Here is a 20,224-nt window from a genome sequence, read left to right as displayed (position 1 = left end):
TAAACTTATGATGATGTGACGAAGAGGGGAGATGATGAGCCGGTGAGTGAGACGACGCAAGCGGAGGACGTGCCGACTGTCTCGCGGGACCCCGAGGCGGTGTCCCGGTTTGTCGAGCGGTTCGCGGCGGATCTGGCCGAGGCCGGGATGCAGCGGATGGGTGCGAGGGTCTTCGCGGCACTGCTCGTCTCCGACTCCGGCCAGCTCACCTCGGCCGAGCTGGCCGAGCGGCTCCAGATCAGCCCGGCCGCGGTCTCGGGGGCGGTCCGCTACCTCACCCAGGTGGCCATGGTCACGCGTGAGCGCGAGCCCGGTTCGCGCCGCGACCGCTACCGGCTGCACAACGAGCTCTGGTACGAGACCATCACTCGCCGCGATCAGCTCCTCGCGCGCTGGGAGAGCACCATGCGCGACGGCGCCAAGGTGCTCGGGCCCGACACCCCGGCGGGGCTGCGGGTGTCCGAGACGGCTGAGTTCTTCGAGTTCATGCAGCAGGAACTCCCCAAGATGCTCGACCGCTGGCGCGCTCACCAAGCCGCTCGCCGCGAGGCCGCTGGCTGCTAGGGGGACGCGGAGACGGGCTCGGCCGCGTCGTTCCTCCGTGCGTGGCGGGTCTTTTGCCGCTCGGCTGGAGGGGGTCGCCCTGCCGCGGCGCGTACCCGCTGTGGCCCGGCCCGCGCCATGGGCGGCAGCCGGCCGTCTGTACCCGCAAGGTCCGGCCTACCCGCGCGGTGTGGCTCGCGCAGGTACGTGGCCATCGGACCGCACCGGGCATGGGCTTGCCGCTAGGCCCTCCTCCTGCCGATCTTCGCGGGCCCGCGACGTCTGGCACCGCGCCTCGCCGCGTTGTCGGGATCTTCCGAGTATGCCCAGTACGCGGACGACCCTCCTGCGATCCTCCCCCAGCTACCGCTGGGAGGTGCCCCCTCACCAGACGCCGCGGGCTGATCCACGAAGATCGACAGGACAGGACACCTAGGGCGACGGGGGACCGGGCCCGGCCCGTCGTCCCTCCGCGCGTGGCGGTCTTTCGCCGCTGGGCCCGGAGGCCGTGGACACCGTCGCCCGGCGTCCGGATTACGACACCCTGAGGCCGGGGCGGCGGGCTCCGGCCCGCGCCGAGTGCCTGTCGGGCGGGCCCGCCGCGAGGGGGTTGAGTGGGACTCCGGCGGGGGTCAGGTGCGGTGGGGGAGGATCAGGGTCCACGCCTCCGTCAGGACGGTCCAGGTGCGGCTGCGGACCGGGCCGCGTACCAGGGCGTCCGCCCGGTAGCGGAAGTCCTGGCCGGAGACGGTGACCGCCCGTGCCAGCGCGCGCACCGGGCCGCCCGCCGCGTGCGGGTGGACCACGACCTCGGCCAGTCCGCCGTCGTCCGGTCCGGCCGTGGAGACCGATACGCGGGTCACCGGGCGGTCCAGATCGGTCAGCAGCACCCCGTCCGCCTCGATCCGCAGCCGGTGCGGGGGCGGCGGGTGGACGCGGCGGCGGGAGCCGCCGGTCAGGCCGATGACCGGCAGGGACAGCAGCGTCAGGGCCGTGCGCGCGGTGCGCGCCGCCGGGGTCCACCACGGCTGGGAGCCGTCGCCGGGCGGGCCCGCGCCCGGGTCCCGGCGGTCCCGGTGGCCGTTGGCGCCGCCGGGACCGGTGCCGGGACCGGTGTCCGACCCGGTGCCGGACTCGGGCGGCGGGCCGGTGCCGACGGGCGGTGCCGCCCCGGCGCCGTGCGGATCGTGCGGTTCCAGCGGATCGTGGCCGCCGGGCCGTACCGGCGGGTCCGTCCGCGGGCCGGACGGGATCCGCAAGCCTCCGAGCACCACCCCGCCGCTGTCGTCCACCAGCAGGTCACGCGGGCGCGCGGCCCCGTCGAGGACCGTACGGGCGGCTGTGACCGGATCGGTCGGCACACCGAGGGACCGGGCCAGGGCGACCGTGGCCGGGCCGCCGACCGGGACCACCGACAAGGTGGCGTCCGTCAGCTCCCGGCGGCGGTGGAGCAGCTCCACCACCCGCAGCAGCGCACGGTCGTCGCCGATCACCACCGGGCGGCGGGCGCCGCGGCGGGCGAGGGCCCGCTCGACTTCGTCCGGACCGTCCGGCAGGCAGATTTTTGTCTGTGCGCCCGCGCACAGCACATCCTTCGCGATGCGCACCGACTCCCCGTCCGTTCGCCGGGCAGAGGGGTCGATGACCACAAGCAGGGGGCGCTCCCGGACGGTGTCCGGAGGAGAGTGCCAGGGATCTGGAGCCGACACCTCGGTCCTTCCTCAGGTAATCTCTCGGTGCAAGAGCCCCTGTCGCTGTTGCGCCAGGGGCTTCGTCTATCCGGGGCACCGGTTCGACGGCTCTGGTGGTGGCGCACGCCACTACGCACGTTGGACATGCCCCGCCCGGAAGGGGTGTACGCCTGTGCCCGCACTTGTGCTGCTCGGTGCTCAGTGGGGTGACGAGGGCAAGGGAAAGGCCACCGACCTGCTCGGCGGCTCGGTTGACTATGTGGTGCGCTACCAGGGCGGCAACAACGCAGGCCACACGGTCGTCGTCGGCGACCAGAAGTACGCGCTGCACCTCCTCCCGTCCGGAATCCTCTCGCCCGGATGCACCCCGGTCATCGGCAACGGCGTTGTCGTCGACCCCGCGGTCCTGCTCTCCGAGCTGAGCGGGCTCAACGAGCGCGGTGTCGACACGTCCAAGCTGATGATCAGCGGTAACGCGCATCTGATCACGCCGTATCACACGACCCTCGACAAGGTGACCGAACGCTTCCTGGGGAAGCGCAAGATCGGCACCACCGGCCGGGGCATCGGCCCGTCCTACGCGGACAAGATCAACCGCGTGGGCATCCGGGTCCAGGACATCTTCGACGAGTCCATCCTGCGGCAGAAGGTCGAAGCCGCTCTGGACTTCAAGAACCAGGTCCTGGCCAAGCTCTACAACCGGCGCGCCATCGCCGTCGACCAGGTGGTCGAGGAGCTGCTCGGCTACGCGGACGAGCTCAAGGGCTTTGTCGCGGACACCACCCTGGTGCTGAACAGCGCCATCGACGAGGGCAAGGTCGTGCTCTTCGAGGGCGGCCAGGGCACCCTGCTCGATGTCGACCACGGCACGTACCCCTTCGTCACCTCCTCCAACCCGACCGCGGGCGGTGCCTGCACCGGCGCCGGGGTCGGCCCGACGAAGATCAACCGCGTGATCGGCATCCTGAAGGCGTACACCACCCGCGTCGGCGCGGGCCCGTTCCCGACGGAGCTGCACGACGAGGACGGCGAGAAGCTGCGCACCATCGGCGGGGAGCGCGGTGTGACCACCGGGCGCGACCGCCGCTGCGGCTGGTTCGACGCGGTGATCGCGCGCTACGCGACCCGGGTCAACGGTCTCACCGACTTCTTCCTGACCAAGCTGGACGTGCTCACCGGCTGGGAGCGGATCCCGGTCTGTGTGGCGTACGAGATCGACGGCAAGCGGGTCGAGGAGCTGCCCTACAGCCAGACCGACTTCCACCATGCCAAGCCCGTCTACGAGATGCTGCCGGGCTGGACGGAGGACATCTCCAAGGCGAAGACCTTCGACGACCTGCCGAAGAACGCGCAGCGGTACGTCCAGGCGCTGGAGGAGATGTCGGGCGCGCCGATCTCGGCGATCGGCGTCGGCCCGGGGCGTGACGAGACGATCCAGATCAACTCGTTCCTCTGAGCCGGGGCTCGAAGACGACGAAGTCCCCGGCCGTTCCCTGAACGGCCGGGGACTTCTCGCGTGATCCGCGGGGTCAGTGCGCCGCGGGCGGCCCGAACATCCCCGCGGGCGGCGCGGGCTGCTGTACGGCGGGCCGCGCGATCCGCTGGTCCTGCATCCTGGTGATGCGCAGCGCCACCGTGATGGCCAGCACCGCGCACAGCAGCGAGACGATGTCGTCCACGATCAGGAAGCCGGTGGCGACGCGCCGGTCAGTGTCGGTCTCGGAGCCGAGGTCGACGAGCCCGGCGATCGGCTCGACCCAGAACATCGTCACGAACAGCGCCCACCACCAGTGCAGCACCGCGCGGGAGACCCGGCCGGGGCCCGGGGGCACGCTGGAGTTCCAGATGTCGTTGGCCATCTGCTTGGGCTGCCACAGCTGGGCGACCGGGATGAACCAGGCCCCGACGGCATAGCCGCTGCCGAACCGCTGCCGTCCCGGTGTCAGCACCGTGGCGTTGAGATAGGCGCGCCGGAACCAGACCAGCCACACCACCATCACCGCCACCGCGGCGAAGAAGAGGAACATGTCCATCGGATCCACCGCGTCCTTGCGGTGGTCGACCGCCTGCCTGGTGCCGGTTCCGTCGATGAGATCGCGGTAGGCGCCGAACAGCGACAGGTTCAGATACAGGTGGATGACGGTCAGCACGATCCAGATGCCGAACGCCGTCAGCAGACCGGTGCACAGCCCCCGCGCCGACCGCAGCACGGCGGCCGCCCGGCCCTGGTAGGGGAACGGCGCCTGATAGCCGCCCGGCCAGGGCTGACCGTGCTGGGGCGCGGGCCCGGTCACCGGATAGCCGGGCGACCCGGCGTGCGGGGGGTGGGCGTACGCGGAGGGTCCGGCGTATCCGGAATGCGGTGTGGGGGTCGACGGGGGGCCCGGGTAGGCGACGGAGGACTGCGGTCCCACCGGGCCCTGCTGGGCGTTCTCCGCCTCCACCTCCAGCAGTTGGAGGGCGTCGCGCCCCAGCCGGGCGAGCAGCCCGCCGGGCAGCCAGGTCTCGCTGTCCGGGCCGGTTCGCTCGGTGTACGCGACCAGGTCCGCGACCGAAGGCCGCAGCGTGGGCTCCTTGTTGAGACACGCGGAGACGATGCCGTGCAGCCCTTCGGGCAGCCCGGTCAGATCGGGCTCCTCCTGGGCTATTCGGTACATCAGGGCGTGGATACCGCTGTCCACACTGCCGAACGGCTGCCGCCCGGTGGCCGCGAAGGCCAGCACCGAGCCGAGGCAGAACACATCGCTGGCCGCGGTGACCGGTTCGCCGCGCACCTGCTCGGGCGACATGAAACCGGGCGAGCCGACGACCGCGCCGGTCATCGTCAGATTGCCGCCCGCGGTGCCGTCGACCGCGTCCAGCGCACGGGCGATCCCGAAGTCGATGACCCGCGGGCCGTCGATGGTGATGAGGATGTTGGACGGTTTGAGGTCCCGGTGCACCAGCCCGGCGCCGTGGATGTCGCGCAGCGCCAGGGACAGGCCGTGGGCCAGCACCCGCACCGAGTGCTCGGGCAGCGCCCCGAAGTCCTCGGCCACCACGTCGTGCAGTGACGGCCCGCCGATGTAGCCGGTGGCCACCCAGGGCACCTCGGCGTCGGTGTCGGTGTCCAGTACGGGCGCGGTCCACTGCCCGCCGACCCGGCTGGCCGCCTCCACCTCCCGTTTGAAACGGCTGCGGAAGTCGGCCTGGCGGGCGAGTTCGGCCTGTACGAGCTTGACGGCGACGGTACGGCCGCGGGCGGACCGGGCGAGGAAGACCTTGCCCATGCCCCCCTCGCCCAGCTTGCCGAGCAGCCGGTACTCGCCGATCCACCGCGGGTCCTGGGCCCCGAGGTTCTCCATCGCGGTGTGGCTCCTGTCCGTGTGCCGATGGTCCGTCTGCCGATCGGCCGATCAGTCGATTCTGGTGAACGTCTGTGTCATCGTCTCATCGCCGTAGTCGTCCGGGTCGTCATATTCGACCCGGAGTTTCTCCTTGCCGGAGGCGGTGAAGGTCAGCGAATTGCCCGGTGTGCACAGATCTTTGGGGTTTCCGTCGGTGACCTTGGTCGGGCTGAGGACCAGCCCCTTGGCGACCGAGGCCAGGATCCGCTTGCCCTCGCAGTGGTACTTCTTGCTGTCGCCGGTCTCCTCGGCCACCGCGGTGCCGATCGCGCCCTGCTTGATGGTGATCTTGAGGGTGGCGTCGTCCTGCCCGAACGCGCCCTTGGCCAGCCAGGTGCCCTCGTAGGTGGCCGGGATCGGGTTGCCGCCGGACTTCGCGGGGCGCAGGGTGGCCTCGGAGGAGCCGTCGGTGGTGCTCCAGGTGATCGAGCCGTCGTTGCCCAGCCGCAGGGTCTGCTCGCCGACGGCACTGCACGCGTCCTCGGGAACGCTGGTGGTGACGTCCTCGTCCTCGATCAGCAGCAGGCTGTCGGCCGACTTGAGGGTGGCCGAGTCCTGGCAGAACATGTCCTTGGTCGAGGTCAGGGTGTCGGCGACGGGTGCGCCGATCTGTCCCTGGGTGAGCACGATCCGGCGGATCTTGCCGGTGGGCTCGCCGCCCTCGGTGATCTGGCCCTCCCAGGCGCCCAGATACTCCTTGGGCACATCGCCGGTGGAGCCCAGCTTGGTGGCGGACGGGGCGGGGGCGCCCGAACCGCCGGAGCCGCCGGGCTTGACGGGCGCGGTGTGGGTCGCCTTGTCGTAGTCGGGCTTGGCCGTGTCGCCCTTGGAGTCATTGCCCTTGATCACGACGATGGCGGCCACTCCGGCTATCAGCACGGTGGCGACGGCGGCCGAGGAGATGATGAGCGCCTTGCGGCGGCGCTTGGGCTTGGGCGGCTGGGCCGCGGCCGGACCGCCGGGCCCACCGGGACCGCCCGGACCTGCGGGACCGCCGAGGCCGACGGAGCCGAGGGCATGCGGGGCGGCACCGGGTCCGCCCTGCGGCGTGGTGTCGAAGGAGGTGACCGCCGGGGGCCCGAAGGCATGCGGCGGGGTGGCCGCGGCCACCGGTTCCGGCGCGGGCTCGGCCTGCTGGGCGGGCGCCGCTTCGGGGGCGGACGCGGGGGCCGCGTTCTGGCGGCGCGGGTCGGGCGTGGCCTGGGGGACGGGCCGCGCAGTGGCCGACGGTGTCCCGGCGGCCGGGGCGCCGGGGGTGTCCTGCGCGTCGGCCGGTGCCTTCGCGGCGTCCGCGGCGGGTGCGTCGGCGTCCGCGGCGGGTACGTCCGGTGCCGGTGCGGGCTTCGGCGGTGCGGCCGGAGCCGGGGGCACGGGCGGCCCGGCGGGCTGCGCAGGCGTCGGCGGCTCCGCCGGGGCCAGCGGGAACGAGGTGGCCGACGGCGGCGCGGTGGGGGGCGGCGGGGCCGTCGGCGGCGCCGGGACCGAGGGCCTGGCCGGTCCCGCGGACGGCGGTGCGGACGGCGGCGCGGGCATCCCGGGGGCCAGGGGCGCCGCGGGCGTCTCGGCGTCGAGCAACTGCACCGCGTGGCGGCCCAGTTGGGCGACGAGGCTGCCGGGCAGCCAGGGCTCATCGGATCCGGCCCCGGCCCCGTCCCGGTCCCCGTCCGGTTCGTCCCCGCCGGTGCGCTCCAGCAGCGCGTCGAGGCCGGGCCGGTCCTCGGGGGTCTTCTTCAGACAGTCGGTGACCAGATCGCGCAAGCTCTCGGGCAGTCCGGTCAGATCCGGCTCCTCCTGCGCGATCCGGTACATCACCGCGTGCACCCCGCTGTCGGAGGTGCCGAACGGCTGGCGGCCGGTGGCCGCGAAGGCCAGGACCGAGCCCAGGCAGAACACATCGCTTGCGGGGGTGACCCGCTCACCGCGCACCTGCTCGGGCGACATGAAGCCGGGTGAGCCCACGACGGCGCCGCTGCGCGTGAGCAGACCGTCCGTCACGGTCTCCAGGGCGCGCGCGATGCCGAAGTCGATGACCCGCGGACCGTCGATGGTGACCAGGATGTTGGAGGGTTTCAGATCGCGGTGGACCAGCCCGGCGCCGTGGATGTCACGCAGCGCGCGGGTGAGGCCGTTGCCGAGGATGCGCACCGACCGTTCGGGCAGGGCACCCGATTCGGCGACGGTCGCGTGCAGCGAGGGTCCGGCGATATAGCCGGTGGCGACCCACGGAGTGGCGGCCTCGGTGTCGGCGTCGAGCACCGGCGCGGTCCACTCCCCGCCGACCCGCTGGGCGGCCCGTACCTCCTGCTTGAACCGCCGTCTGAATTCGGCCTGCTGAGCGAGCTCCGTCTGGACCAGCTTCACCGCCACCGTGCGGCCGCGCGGGGAATGGGCCAGGAAGACCCGGCCCATACCGCCCGCACCGAGCCGCCGCAGCAGCCGGTACTCGCCGATCCAGCGAGGGTCCTCGGCCCCCAGGTCTTCCATGCGTCGTTGTCCCTTCCCCTGATCCCCCTGATCAGCCCCCCGAGAGAATAAAGGCGGCTGGGAGCGAAGTGGACGACGCAGGGGATCCGTTATCGGTTCCGTATCTGCGCGGGACGGTCGCGCGGCCGTGGCGGGTCAGCTCCCGGGGGTGTCCGCGGAGCCGGACTCCAGGGCGTCGAGGGCCTCCGACAGACGGCTCAGGGCCTGCCTCACCTCCGTCAAACCGGCCGCTCCGCCCAGCTGTTCGGCCAGCTGTCCGGCGAACTCCCGGTGGCCGGGAATGATCGCCCGCACCGCGGTGACGCCGGCCTCGGTGGGGGCGAGGAGTTTGGCCCGGCGATGTGCGGGGTTGGGGAGATATTCCGCGAGCTCTGCCTCGACGAGCAGATCCGCGACGCGCTGCACGCTCTGCCGGGTGATGCCCATGGCGCGGGCGATCCCGGCGACCGGCAGCGGTTCCTCGAGGACCGCGCCGAGCACCTGCCAGCGGGCGGCGGTCAGTCCGGCGGGACGGGACAGCCGCTCGGAGACGGCGAGGAACTGCCCGTTCAGTCGGAAGACCGACAGCGCCGTCCCGCTGAGCAGCGCGGGCAGTTCCTCGGCCGCCCCGGTGCCGTCCGTCATCGTGCGGCCGCCGCTTCCAGAACGCCGTACGCGGCCGCGTCGGACGTCGAGAACAGCCGGAACCAGGCGTCCAGCACCTCGGGTTCGAACACCTCCAGACGGGCCAGGATCTCCCGCGCGAACGCGACGGGCTCGGTCGGCCCGGCCGTGATCAGACCGCTCTCCGGGTCGGTGACCGCGTCCGCCTCGCGGTAGTGATCGCCGCCCCGGTACCCGGTGGCGGCCAGGAACTCGGCCGCGGCGCTGGTGTGTTCGCGCTCGTCCAGCACCCCTTCGAGCGCGAGTCCCGCCGTGGCGCCGCAGATCGCCGCGACCGGTACGCCCGCCGCCAGGAACTCCCGTGCGGCGCGGGCGAAGCGCGGCATCTCCGGGTCGCCCGCCCAGGCGCGCGCGCCCGGCAGGATCAGCATCGCGCTGTCCTGCGGCCGCACGTCCTCCAGTGTCAGATCGGGCTCGATGCGTAGTCCGCCCATCGTGGTCACCGTCCCGGGCCGGGCCGCCACATAGCGGATGGTGAAGCCCTCGCGGGGCGGGCGGTGGTAGGCGGTCTCGCGGAGGTGGGCGGTGGCGTGTCCGATCTCCCAGTCGGCGAGCGTGTCGTAGACGGCCACATGCACGGTCCGACGTCCCATGGCTTCTCCTCGGTCCTGATCCGTGAGGTGCTCGGCTCGACCCCTCGGTGATGACAGCAGACTGTCGTGTCGACAGTGTGCTGTCAAGTGCCAAGTGTTGTCGAGCGCTGTCACCGGGGGTTCCGGAAAAGCCGCGTGGTGAAAGAAGCCCGGCAGTGTGTCGGGAGCCACGGAAAATGCCGGACAGCATGTCGGTGACGGGCCCGGAGGGTGGTCCGTACGCTGGTCGCACCCCCTCCCCGTGAGCGATCAGAGGTACCGAACGTGTCCGTGCAGCCCACTCCCGACCCCGTCGCCGGTGCCGCCGTCAAGGCCGCGGACCGCGCGCATGTCTTCCACTCGTGGTCCGCGCAGGGCCTGATCGACCCGCTCGCCGTCGCGGGCGCCGACGGCGCGTACTTCTGGGACTACGACGGCAACCGCTACCTCGACTTCTCCTGCCAGCTGGTGAACACCAACATCGGCCACCAGCACCCCAAGGTCGTGGCCGCGATCCAGGAGCAGGCAGGCAAGCTGTGCACCATCGCCCCGGGCTTCGCCGTGGACGTACGCTCCGAGGCGGCCCGGCTGATCGCCGAGCGCACCCCCGGCGACCTCGACAAGATCTTCTTCACCAACGGCGGCGCCGAGGCCGTGGAGAACGCGGTCCGGATGGCCCGGCTGCACACCGGCCGCGCCAAGGTGCTCTCCGCCTACCGCTCGTACCACGGCGCCACCTCCACCGCGATCAACCTGACCGGTGACCCGCGCCGCTGGCCCTCGGACTCCGCCTCGGCCGGAGTGGTGCACTTCTGGGCGCCGTTCCTCTACCGCTCGCCCTTCCACGCCGAGAACGAGGCCCAGGAGTGCGAGCGCGCCCTGCGCCACCTCGAGGACACCATCGCCTTCGAGGGCCCGCAGACCATCGCCGCGATCGTGCTGGAGACCATCCCCGGCACCGCCGGGATCATGGTCCCGCCGGCCGGCTATCTGCCCGGCGTCCGTGAGATCTGCGACCGCTACGGCATCGTCTTCGTCCTCGACGAGGTCATGGCGGGCTTCGGACGCACCGGCCGCTGGTTCGCCGCCGAACACTTCGACGTCGTCCCCGACCTGCTGACCTTCGCCAAGGGCGTCAACTCCGGCTATGTGCCGCTGGGCGGTGTCGCGATCTCCGCCGAGATCGCCGCCACCTTCGACCAGCGGCCCTACCCCGGCGGTCTCACCTACTCCGGCCACCCGCTGGCCTGCGCCTCCGCCGTCGCGACCATCAACACGATGGCCGAGGAGGGCATCGTGGAGAACGCCGCCGCCATCGGCGAGAACGTGATCGGCCCCGGGCTGCGCGAGATCGCCGAGCGCCATCCCTCGGTGGGCGAGGTGCGCGGTACGGGCGTCTTCTGGGCGCTGGACCTGGTGAAGAACAAGGAGACCCGCGAACCGCTGGTGCCGTACAACGCCAGTGGCCCGGCCAACCAGCCCATGGCCGACTTCGCGGCCGCCTGCAAGCGCGGCGGTCTGTGGCCCTTCGTGAACATGAACCGCACCCATGTGGTGCCGCCGTGCACCATCACCGAGACCGAGGCCAAGGAGGGCCTGGCGGTCCTGGACGAGGCGCTGTCCGCGGCCGACGCCCACACCGGCTGAAGCGTCGTACCCACCCGGTGCCCGGGGCCGCGGCGGACCCGCATCCACACGGTGTGACCACGGAAGACGCCCGACGGCCACGGAAAACGCCGAACGGGCACCCGGTGTAGAACACCGCCGTACTCCGCGTCACTGGGCGCAACGGCCCTCGCATATCGTGATGCGAGGGCCGTCCGCTTACCACCCGGTGATCACGACGGCCGCGGAAGGAGACGGTCCTCGATGCCCGTGCCCGGCACCAGCCCGGTCAAGCGGAACACCCTGCGCCAGCAGATCGCCGAAGCGCTCTGCGACGAGGTGCTCGCGGGCCGCCTCCCGGCCGGCCGTCAGTTCACCGTCAAGGAGATCGCCGACCAGTACGGCGTCTCCGCGACACCCGTCCGCGAGGCCCTGCTCGACCTGTGCTCGCAGGGGCTGTTGGACGTCGAGGAACACCGCGGTTTCAAGGTCCACGAGTACACCATCGAGGACTTCCGGCACATGGTGGACGCCCGCACGATGGTCGTCGACGGTGTGTTCCGCCACTGCGTCGACCGGACGCTGCGCTCGATGACCCCGGCGGCGCTGGCCTCGGTGCGGCGGAGGGCCGAGGAGGCCGAGCGGGCCGCCCGCTCCGGCGACCTCGACATATTGATCGGCTACGACCTGCGCTTCTGGCGTGAGCTCTGCGGGCTGGTCGGCAACCCGTACATCCTGGACTTCCTCCAGCGGCTGCGGGCGCAGACCTGGGTGTTCACGGTGCCGTATCTGCGCCGGGTGCCCGATCTGCGCGGGCTGCTGTGGGCCGGGCACTGCGAGCTCACCGCGGCGGTGACCCGGGGTGACCCGGCCACCTCCGAGCGGCTCATCGCGGAGTACAGCACCCACTTCCGCAGCCTGATCGAGCGGCTGGTGGGGGAGTCGAAGGCGCGCTGATCCGGCGCCCGGCCCCGGCCGGGGCAGAGTGTGACACGGATCACGCAACGCCGCGGGGGTCCGAGGTGGTCCCCGACGCGTGCCGCCTTCTTCGCTCAGCCCCGCCGCGGACCGCCGACCGGCGCCGACGCCGCCGCGCGTGCCGGACACCGTCGAGCCGACGCCGCCGCGTGCGCCGGACACCGTCGATCTGACGGTCGTCGTCCCCGCTTACAACGAGGAGCACCGGTTGCCCCGGACCCTCGACGCGATCTGCCGCTATCTGCGGTCCTCGCCCGATCGCCACGCGGGCTGGGAGGTCATCGTGGTCGACGACGGCTCCACGGACGCCACCGCCGCCACGGTCCGCGAGGCCGCTGCCGCCGAGCCCCGGATCCGGCTGCTGGGACCGCCACCGGGCACCGCCACCACGGCCCCGTTCGCCCGCAACCACGGCAAGGGCCACGCCGTACGGCTCGGTGTGCTCGCCTCGCGCGGCCGCCGGGTGCTGGTGACCGACGCCGATCTGGCCACCCCCATCGAGGAACTGGCCGCACTGCACGACCGGCTCGACGAGGGCTACGCCGGCGCCATCGGCTCCCGCGCCCACCACCCGGCGTCCGCCGGGGCGGTGCGCCGCCCTCCGCTGCGGCGGCTGCTCGGCGAGGCGGGCAACCGCGTCATCCGGGCGGTGGCGGTGCCCGGGGTCCGCGACACCCAGTGCGGCTTCAAGCTCTTCGAGGGCGACCGGGCGCGCGCGGTCTTCGGCCGGTCCCGGCTCGACGGCTGGTGCATCGATGTGGAGATCCTGCGGATGTTCCACGGCGCGCGCTGGCCGGTCGCCGAGGTGCCGGTCCGCTGGGCCCATCAGCCCGGTTCCAAGGTCCGCGCGCCGGACTACGCCCGGGTGCTGCTGGAGTTGGCGCGGTTGCGGGCGGCGGGTGCGCTGGAGCGGGTCCGGGCCGCCGACCTGGCGGTGGCGGTGGGCTATCTGCTGCTGTCCGTGGTGCTCTTCCACGGGCTGTGGCGTGACCCCCAGCACCGCTATCTGATCGACGGTGGACAGGACCAGAACCAGTGGGAGTGGTTCTTCGCGGTCACCGCCGACAACGTCTTCGCCCTCCGCGATCCGTTCTTCAGCACGTTCCAGAACGTCCCGTCCGGTGTGAACCTCATGGCGAACACCACCATGCTGGGCCTGTCCGTACCGCTCGCGCCCGTCACCGCCGTGTTCGGCCCGGCCATCACCTGGGCGCTGGTGCTGACCGCCGGTCTCGCCGCGACCGCCGTCGCCTGGTACTGGCTGCTGCTGCGGCGCTTTGTGACCTCCCGGCGGGCCGCGGCGCTCGGCGGCGCGCTGTGCGCGTTCGCCCCGGCGATGGTCTCCCACGCCAACGCCCACCCCAACTTCGCGGTGCTGTTCATGATGCCGCTGATCGTGGACCGGCTGCTGCGGCTGTGCGAACCGGGCGGCCGTACGGTGCGCGACGGGGTGATCCTCGGGCTGTTCCTCACCTACCAGGTCTTCCTGGGCGAGGAGGCGCTGCTGCTGGCCGCCCTCGGGCTGCTGTTCTTCGCGGTGGGCTACGCGGTGCTGCGCCCCGGTGTGGCCCGCGCCGTCGGCGGGCCGCTGCTGCGCGGGCTCGCGGTCGCCGCGGGCGTCGCGCTGGTGCTGCTCGGCTATCCGCTGTACCGGCAGTTCTTCGGCGCCCAGTCCTACGTCAGTGTGCTGCACGGCCCGGCGGGCAACCCGCCGGGCGCACTGGTGGAGTTCGCCGGTCGTTCGCTCGGCGGCGACGCGGCCACCGCGGACCGGCTGGCCGTCAACCGCACCGAGCAGAACGCCTTCTTCGGCTGGCCGCTGCTCGCCCTCACCGTCGTGGTGGTGGTGTGGCGGTGGCGGGAGCCGCGGGTCCGGGCGCTGGCCTGGACGGCGTTCGCCATGATGGCGCTGTCCCTGGGGCGTTCCCTCCCGCTGCCGGGGACGGACCGGACGCTGCCGGGGCCGTGGTGGCCGTTCGCGCGGCTGCCGTTGCTGGAGTCGGTCATCGAGTCACGGGTGGCGATGGCCGCGGTGCCCGCACTCGGCATTCTGCTGGCCCTCGCCATCGACCGGCTGGCGGACGGAAACCGGGACCGCGCGCTGCGGATCGCCGGATGGGCGGCCATCGCCGCCGCCCTGCTGCCGATCGTCCCCACCCCGGCGGCCACCAGCGAACGGGTACCGGTGCCCCCGTTCGTCGCCAACGGCACCTGGCGGCGTTACGTCCCCGAGGGCCGCACCCTCGTCCCCGTCCCGGTGCCGGACCCCGCGCACGCCGAGCCCCTGCACTGGCAGCTCAGCGCCGGTCTCGGCTTCCCGCTGCCCGGCGGCTACTTCAACGGCCCCTACGGACCGGACCGTACCGGGATCTACGGCCCGGTGCCCCGCTATACCTCGACCCTCCTGAGCTGGGTGGAGCGCACCGGGACCATGCCGGACATCGGGTCCGCCGAGCGCAGCGCCGCGGCGGCGGACCTGCGCTACTGGCGGGCGGGAGCGGTGGTGCTCGCTCCGCAACCCGGCGACGGGAAGCTGCGTGTCTGTGTGGAACGGCTGTTGGGGCGGCCGGGCGAGTGGGTCGGGGGTGTCTGGGCCTGGACGGTGCCGGGGACGGGACCGGAGGGGGTGAGCGGGGGAACGTGAGCGGGAGCGAACCTGAGCCCGCGTCCGCGGCCGGGTGGTCCTGGCAGCGGGCCGGGTCCGAGTCGGAGCCGGAGTCGGAGTCGGAGTCGGAGCAGACGTACACCGCGTACGTCTCCGCGAGGCTGCCCGCGCTCCGCAGGATCGCCCATCTGCTGTGCAGGGACCCGCACCGCGCCGACGACGTCGTACAGACCACGCTCACCAAGCTGTTCGTGCACTGGCGGCGGGCCCGCGCCGCCACTGACACGGACCGCTATGTGCACACCATGCTGCTGCGCTGCTTCCTCAACGAGCAGCGGCTCGGCTGGGCGCGGGTACGGCTGTCCGGGGCACCGCACGAGACCCCCGGGCTGCCGCCCGCCGCCGGGGGGCCGGACATCGAGACGCGGACCGTCGTGCACACCGCGCTCTCCCGGATCCCGGCGCGGCAGCGGGCGGTGCTGGTGCTGCGGTTCCTGTGCGATCTGCCGGTGGCGGAGGTGGCCGGGATCCTCGGCTGTTCGGAGGGCAACGTGAAGAGCCAGTCCGCGCGCGGCCTCGTCCGGCTGCGGGCCCAGCTCGGCGGTCAACTGCCCTCGTCCGTCACACCGATGGGGAAGCGGAAGGAGTAGTGGCCATGCGCGACGATGAGTTGGAGCGGGAGGCCGACCGGCTGCTCGCCCCGCTGCGCGGCCTCGAACCGGGGGCCGGTGCGCCCGGTGTCGATGTGGCCCGCGCCGTACGGCAGGGGCGGCGCCGGGTGCGCAGACGCCGGGTGGCGGTGCCCGCGGCGGCGGCGCTCGCGGTGGTCCTGGTGGCCGTGGTGTTCGCCCTGGTCGTACGCACCCTGGCGGGCGACGGCGGAGCGCCGCCCGCGAACCGGGTGCCGGGCACCGGCGCGGCGACATCGGACCGGGGCCCGAGCGAGAGCCCGAGCGGGTCGCCCACGGCGTCGCCGTCCGAATCCTCCACGGAGCCGACGCCGACGGACACCCCGAGCGGCTCCTCCGGCTCCGGCTCCTCCGGTTCGGACAGCTCCGGCCCCCCCTCCAGCAACCTTCCCTCCAGCACGGGCTGAGACCGGGTGCGGCGGCAGCGCGGTGGGCAGCGCTCTTCGCGCGGCGTACGCGGGGCACTACGCTGGGCCGACCACCGACCGTACGGATACGAGAGAGAGATCGCGTGGCATGTGACCTCTGGCTGGTCCCGCTCGTCGATGTGTTGTGCCACAGCCCCGACAATCCCTTCGCCGAGGAGATCGCCGCGTACGACAAGGCACTCGGTGAAGCCGGTCTGCCGCCCGTGCCCGTCTTCGGCTATATGCCCGGTCTGTCGGGGGATGTTGCCCCGGTCGCGGGCTTCGACTACGACGCGCTGCACTTTCTGCGCCGCGCCCACATGTTGCAGCTGTGCGGGCTCGCGGTGACGCCGGTGGACGAACTCGGCGGAGACTACGAGCAGTTGCTCGAGATGTTCGAGTCCACCGCCCAGCAGTCGCATCTGGTGTGGCACTACGACCACGCCGGTGCCTATGTCCCCGTCGACTTCCCGAGCCCGCTGTCCAACGACGAACTCCTCGAGGGCGGTGGCCCGCTGGGCTCCAGCCACGGGCTGCTGCGTGAACTGGAGGCGGTCGCCCCGGCGCTGGGCATCGACGCCGCCAACCCCCCGCCCGCTCCGGCGCCCCCGTCCCGGCCGACCAGCCTGGAGGAACCGGCCGTCCCGGTTCCGTACGAGGACAGCCCGTTCGCGCGGGAACGCCATGTGTGGCTGGGACTGCACGCGGCGGCGACCCGCAGTCTGGGCCAGGGCTCGATGATCGTGTTCAGCTAGCTAGGTGGCCTCGCTGAAGTCCGGTGCGGTTCGGGTTGCGCTCTGAAGGGGCGCGGGGCTGTGTCGATGTGCGGCTCCGCCGCGTGGGCGCGGCCGGCCACAACGCAGCCGCGGACGAATGACGGCACCTCGCGGCACTTCCCGCGGAGCGCTCAGCTCCGGCCCGAGTCAGCCGCGCGAGGCGCTCACCGGGGCGGCTCGGGCGGCCGCTGCCGCGGCATATTGGGCCGGGTGCTGGGCGGCAGCGGAAAACGGCTGGTGGGGCTCCCGCTGTCCGGGCGGGAGCCCTGGCCCACCAGCGCCTGGCTGAACAGTGGCGCGGAACCGGAGCCGAAGTCCACCATCCAGCCCGAGGTCTCGGTGCGCACCAGCTCGGACACGTCCTCGCAGAACCGCCGCAGCACCGTGAGGCACCGCTCCACGGCCTCGCTCGTGGTGCCCTCGGTCGGGCCCAGCACCTCCCGTACGCTCTCCGACGCCCAGTCGAACTGCAATGCCTCCAGCCGCCGCTGCACGGCCTGCGCGGTGGCCATGTCCCGCATCCAGCCCGAGGTCAGCCCGAAGAACCGGTCGGCGCCGACGCAGGCGACGGCCAGCAGTAGCGCGAAGGCGCCCCATCCGGCGCCGCGGCCGAGCACCCCGGCCAGATCCAGCAGCGGCAGCGCCGCCCCCACCACCGCCCCGGCCGCGGCCCCCACTCGCAAGCCCTGCGCGGTCCGCCGCTTCCACAGCCGGTCGGCGAGATACCACTCGGCCACCCGCAGCGCGCCCTCCTCGACCCACTGGTACACCTCGTCGAGGCGCTCGGCGGGCTCGCCCCAGTCGCCGTGCGGGAAGGGCCGACCGAGCAGGTCCCCCTGCTTCCTCGCACGCTCCTGCCGAGGGAGCCCCTCGGGCTGCATCTCCGGCTGACTCACCCGTGCACTCCCTCTGCGGCGGCGTATCTCCTGTCGCGCGGCTGATGCGCGGCCACCATTCCTACCGCCGAACGGCTGGCCACGCGGACCCGATGGCAGGATTTCCGCCCATTAGTGGTGGCACATCGGATATAGGCACCCCCACCCCCTCACTCGAAAGAGGTGTTCCCATCCCCGGGTGCCGCCTCTCACCAAGCGCTGCCGCGCCCGGCACCCCCCGAAACCCCCGTAACCGCCGGGTCCGGCCCTACCGGGTCCGGCCCCGCCCGGGTCCGGATCAGCCGCGGACGGTGATCCCGAACCGGGTCCGCAACCGCCGCATCTCCCACAGCGAGACGGCGGTCACCGACAGCGGCCCGGCCAGCAGGGAGCAGAGGCGGACCGGCAGCGGGCCCACGTCCGGCAAACCGTTGAGGATCACGTTGACGACGGCGAGCACCCACACCAGCACGCCGGTGACCACGGCGGGCAGCATCGGGTGGACGTAGCCGGAGTTGAAGGCGCTGCGGGCGGAGTACAGCGACGCCAGGAACAAGAAGGGCAGGCCCCAGAAGATCGCGACCATCACCACGAGGGCGGCCAGTCCGGCCTGCCAGGGGTTCATGCTCTCGAGCACACCGGTGCTGCCCGCCAGGTAGATGACCGCGCAGACGACAACCACGGTCAGCAGGTACCAGCCGACCGCCTTCAGCGGGGCACTGATCCGGGAGCGCAGCTGCGGCCTCAGCTGCGGCGGCGCATAGAGGATGAATCCGAGGATGACCAGCGGTCCGGAGCAGATCAGCAGGACCGGGGTAATGATCATGTTGCCGAAGCTCTCGCTCGCCGCCTCCTTCCAGCGGTTCGCCTCCACGCCGTAGACGTAGATCAGCGCGAGGCTGGCGACGGCGCCGAGCACCGTGCGGACCACCTGTACGCGTTGCACGGTGGGGTCCACGATCCGGCCCTCGCCGTCCCGGACGAAGAGCCGGGTGGCGACGCGGTGCGCGGAGCGGATGATGGCGAGGACCAGACCGACGACGGGGATGAACCGCAGGGGATTGCGGCGGCGGGGCGCGGGCCGGGGCACCGGAGGTGGCGGGCTGTAGGGGTACGGGTTCGGCGGTGGGCCGTAGGGGCCGCCCGGCGGCGGCCCGTAGGGATCGCGCCAGCCCTGGCCGCCCGGCCCATTGCCGCCGGGTCGCCCCGGGCCGCCTCCCAGTCCCCCCGATGCCATGACGTCTCCCCACCGCTTGTTTCCGGCCACCCTGGCTGAGGTGCGCCGTGACAAGGCGGCAGTCTATGAGCGTCGGGCGAACCGGCACCAGGCGCGGCCGAGTCCGGTCCCCGGCCGGTCCCGGGCCGGTCCCCGGCCGTGCCGCGCGCGGTACGCCCGCGAGCCGTGATCCATAAGGCGGTGTGCGCCCCCGCGCGGCGGGCCCGGACCACCGAGGCCGTAGGGTGCATACCGTGAAGGTCCTCGTCATCGGCGGCGGCGCCCGCGAACACGCCCTGTGCCGCGCACTCTCCCTCGACCCCGACGTCACCGCACTCCACTGCGCCCCCGGCAACGCCGGTATCGCCGAGGTTGCCGAGCTGCACGCCGTCGACGCCCTCGACGGCGGTGCCGTCGCCGGCCTCGCCACCGCGCTGGAGGCGGACCTGGTGGTCATCGGCCCCGAGGCCCCGCTGGTCGCGGGCGTGGCCGACGCCGTGCGCGGGCGCGGTATCCCCGCCTTCGGGCCGTCCGCGGAGGCCGCGCGGCTGGAGGGCTCCAAGGCGTTCGCCAAGGACGTCATGGCGTCCGCGGGCGTTCCCACCGCCCGCTCCTACGTCTGCACCACCGCCGCCGAGGTCGACGGGGCCCTCGACGCCTTCGGTGCCCCCTATGTCGTCAAGGACGACGGCCTGGCCGCGGGCAAGGGCGTCGTGGTGACCAGTGATGTCCAGGCCGCCCGCGAGCACGCGCTGGCCTGCGGCCGCGTGGTGATCGAGGAGTTCCTCGACGGCCCCGAGGTCTCCCTCTTCGCGATCACCGACGGCGAGAGTGTCGTCCCGCTCCAGCCCGCCCAGGACTTCAAGCGCGCCCACGACGGCGACGAGGGCCCGAACACCGGCGGTATGGGCGCCTACTCCCCGCTGCCCTGGGCCGACCCCAAGCTGGTGGACGAGGTCATGGCCACCGTCCTCCAGCCCACCGTGGACGAGCTGCGCCGCCGTGGCACGCCCTTCTCCGGGCTGCTGTACGCGGGCCTGGCGATCACCTCGCGCGGGGTGCGCGTGATCGAGTTCAACGCGCGCTTCGGCGACCCCGAGACCCAGGTCGTGCTGGCCCGGCTGAAGACCCCGCTGGCCAGGGTGCTGCTGGCCGCCGCCACCGGCCGGCTGGCCGCCGAGCCCCCGCTGCGCTGGACCGACGACGCGGCCGTGACGGTCGTCGTCGCCTCGCACAACTACCCGGGTACGCCGCGCACGGGTGACCCGATCACCGGACTGGCGGACATCGCGCAGCAGGACGGCCCCGAGGCGTATGTGCTGCACGCGGGCACCAAGCAGGACGCCGCCTCCGGCGCCGTGGTGAGCGCGGGCGGCCGGGTGCTGTCCGTCACCGCGACCGGATCCGACCTGGTCACCGCGCGGGAGCGGGCGTACCGGGCGGTGGGCCGGATCGGTCTCGACGGCTCCCACCACCGCACCGACATCGCCGCGCGGGCAGCCGCGGACGCTAGCGCCACGTCCGGCTGAGTGCGAACGGCCCTCGCGAGGCTCTCGCGAGGGCCTCGTCAGGGCCTTGTCAGGCCCTCGGACGGGGCGATCACAGCAGGACCGCATGCGCAATCGCAAGGTTCCCGGTTTTGCCCAAGGCCATTCCATTGGGTGAGCGCTTCCGCATCCTGCTGACGCACGCCCAGCCCCCAACTAATGTGCCGCTCAGGCGAGGTGCGGCAAC

General features: G+C 72.8%; 16 protein-coding genes. 9 read left to right on the top strand and 7 right to left on the bottom strand.

From position 1 onward, the window contains the following. Positions 1-42: 42 nt before the first annotated feature. On the top strand, positions 43-564 hold the full coding sequence (locus tag AC4BEG_RS15820) for a GbsR/MarR family transcriptional regulator (RefSeq protein ID WP_490706510.1): 522 nt from the start codon (positions 43-45) through the stop codon (positions 562-564). A gap of 611 nt (positions 565-1,175) precedes the next feature. Here the strand turns inward: AC4BEG_RS15820 and AC4BEG_RS15815 are convergent. After that, complete coding sequence (locus AC4BEG_RS15815) at positions 1,176-2,192, bottom strand: hypothetical protein (RefSeq protein WP_490707094.1); 1,017 nt, start codon at positions 2,190-2,192, stop codon at positions 1,176-1,178. Between the two features lie 214 nt (positions 2,193-2,406). On the opposite strand from AC4BEG_RS15815, the gene AC4BEG_RS15810 reads away from it, so the two are divergent. Then, positions 2,407-3,690 (top strand): adenylosuccinate synthase, encoded by a 1,284-nt coding sequence (locus tag AC4BEG_RS15810; RefSeq protein ID WP_490706509.1) that lies wholly within the window; start codon positions 2,407-2,409, stop codon positions 3,688-3,690. Positions 3,691-3,763: 73 nt separating this feature from the next. On the opposite strand, the gene AC4BEG_RS15805 is transcribed toward AC4BEG_RS15810, so the two are convergent. From AC4BEG_RS15805 to AC4BEG_RS15790, 4 genes are all read right to left on the bottom strand, one after another. Then, on the bottom strand, positions 3,764-5,578 hold the full coding sequence (locus tag AC4BEG_RS15805; RefSeq protein WP_490706508.1) for a protein kinase domain-containing protein: 1,815 nt from the start codon (positions 5,576-5,578) through the stop codon (positions 3,764-3,766). 51 nt (positions 5,579-5,629) lie between these two features. Beyond that, the gene (locus tag AC4BEG_RS15800) at positions 5,630-8,104 is read right to left on the bottom strand and encodes a serine/threonine protein kinase (protein WP_490706507.1); all 2,475 of its coding nucleotides are present in this window, start codon (positions 8,102-8,104) and stop codon (positions 5,630-5,632) included. A 135-nt stretch (positions 8,105-8,239) separates the two neighbouring features. Then, positions 8,240-8,728, bottom strand: coding sequence for a MarR family winged helix-turn-helix transcriptional regulator (locus AC4BEG_RS15795; protein WP_490706506.1), 489 nt, complete (start codon positions 8,726-8,728; stop codon positions 8,240-8,242). Continuing rightward, positions 8,725-9,360: a DJ-1/PfpI family protein gene (locus AC4BEG_RS15790; protein ID WP_490706505.1), complete on the bottom strand. Its 636-nt coding sequence runs from the start codon at positions 9,358-9,360 to the stop codon at positions 8,725-8,727. Before AC4BEG_RS15790 ends, AC4BEG_RS15795 begins: the two co-directional genes overlap by 4 nt. A gap of 264 nt (positions 9,361-9,624) precedes the next feature. On the opposite strand from AC4BEG_RS15790, the gene AC4BEG_RS15785 reads away from it, so the two are divergent. The 6 genes from AC4BEG_RS15785 to AC4BEG_RS15760 all read left to right on the top strand — a co-directional run bounded on the left by AC4BEG_RS15785 (position 9,625) and on the right by AC4BEG_RS15760 (position 16,378). Further along, positions 9,625-10,986 carry an aspartate aminotransferase family protein gene (locus AC4BEG_RS15785; RefSeq protein ID WP_490706504.1) on the top strand — a complete coding sequence of 454 codons (1,362 nt, stop codon included), beginning with the start codon at positions 9,625-9,627 and terminating at the stop codon, positions 10,984-10,986. Positions 10,987-11,208: 222 nt separating this feature from the next. Beyond that, positions 11,209-11,901 carry a GntR family transcriptional regulator gene (locus AC4BEG_RS15780; RefSeq protein WP_490706503.1) on the top strand — a complete coding sequence of 231 codons (693 nt, stop codon included), beginning with the start codon at positions 11,209-11,211 and terminating at the stop codon, positions 11,899-11,901. A 139-nt stretch (positions 11,902-12,040) separates the two neighbouring features. Next, positions 12,041-14,566, top strand: coding sequence for a glycosyltransferase (locus AC4BEG_RS15775; protein WP_490706502.1), 2,526 nt, complete (start codon positions 12,041-12,043; stop codon positions 14,564-14,566). Further along, positions 14,563-15,177, top strand: coding sequence for a SigE family RNA polymerase sigma factor (locus tag AC4BEG_RS15770; protein ID WP_490706501.1), 615 nt, complete (start codon positions 14,563-14,565; stop codon positions 15,175-15,177). Before AC4BEG_RS15775 ends, AC4BEG_RS15770 begins: the two co-directional genes overlap by 4 nt. Before the next feature lie 5 nt (positions 15,178-15,182). After that, the gene (locus AC4BEG_RS15765; protein WP_490706500.1) at positions 15,183-15,623 is read left to right on the top strand and encodes a hypothetical protein; all 441 of its coding nucleotides are present in this window, start codon (positions 15,183-15,185) and stop codon (positions 15,621-15,623) included. A 104-nt stretch (positions 15,624-15,727) separates the two neighbouring features. Then, on the top strand, positions 15,728-16,378 hold the full coding sequence (locus AC4BEG_RS15760) for a putative DNA-mimic protein (protein WP_201871835.1): 651 nt from the start codon (positions 15,728-15,730) through the stop codon (positions 16,376-16,378). A gap of 185 nt (positions 16,379-16,563) precedes the next feature. Here the strand turns inward: AC4BEG_RS15760 and AC4BEG_RS15755 are convergent, their stop codons facing one another. Together AC4BEG_RS15755 and AC4BEG_RS15750 are read right to left on the bottom strand one after the other, a co-directional pair. Then, entirely contained in the window at positions 16,564-17,295 is a 732-nt protein-coding gene (locus AC4BEG_RS15755) for an SLATT domain-containing protein (protein WP_490706499.1), read from the bottom strand. Between the two features lie 277 nt (positions 17,296-17,572). Continuing rightward, positions 17,573-18,511 (bottom strand): hypothetical protein, encoded by a 939-nt coding sequence (locus AC4BEG_RS15750; protein ID WP_490706498.1) that lies wholly within the window; start codon positions 18,509-18,511, stop codon positions 17,573-17,575. Positions 18,512-18,744: 233 nt separating this feature from the next. Here AC4BEG_RS15750 and purD point away from each other — a divergent pair, with 233 nt between their 5' ends. Further along, positions 18,745-20,019, top strand: coding sequence for a phosphoribosylamine--glycine ligase (gene purD, locus AC4BEG_RS15745; RefSeq protein ID WP_490706497.1), 1,275 nt, complete (start codon positions 18,745-18,747; stop codon positions 20,017-20,019). Positions 20,020-20,224 lie beyond the last annotated feature (205 nt).

The sequence above is a fragment of the Streptomyces sp. JLBJ103 genome, assembly GCF_058215575.1.
Note: the sequence above shows the minus strand (reverse complement) of the source record. Positions and strands in the feature narration are given on the sequence as shown.

What these genes read in the sequence shown, in the direction of transcription:
- AC4BEG_RS15805 (WP_490706508.1), bottom strand. Translation starts at nt 5,578, where the DNA reads ATGGAGAACCTCGGGGCCCAGGACCCGCGGTGGATCGGCGAGTACCGG.
- AC4BEG_RS15800 (WP_490706507.1), bottom strand. Translation starts at nt 8,104, where the DNA reads ATGGAAGACCTGGGGGCCGAGGACCCTCGCTGGATCGGCGAGTACCGG.
- AC4BEG_RS15795 (WP_490706506.1), bottom strand. Translation starts at nt 8,728, where the DNA reads ATGACGGACGGCACCGGGGCGGCCGAGGAACTGCCCGCGCTGCTCAGC.
- AC4BEG_RS15790 (WP_490706505.1), bottom strand. Translation starts at nt 9,360, where the DNA reads ATGGGACGTCGGACCGTGCATGTGGCCGTCTACGACACGCTCGCCGAC.
- AC4BEG_RS15780 (WP_490706503.1), top strand. Translation starts at nt 11,209, where the DNA reads ATGCCCGTGCCCGGCACCAGCCCGGTCAAGCGGAACACCCTGCGCCAG.
- AC4BEG_RS15765 (WP_490706500.1), top strand. Translation starts at nt 15,183, where the DNA reads ATGCGCGACGATGAGTTGGAGCGGGAGGCCGACCGGCTGCTCGCCCCG.
- AC4BEG_RS15750 (WP_490706498.1), bottom strand. Translation starts at nt 18,511, where the DNA reads ATGGCATCGGGGGGACTGGGAGGCGGCCCGGGGCGACCCGGCGGCAAT.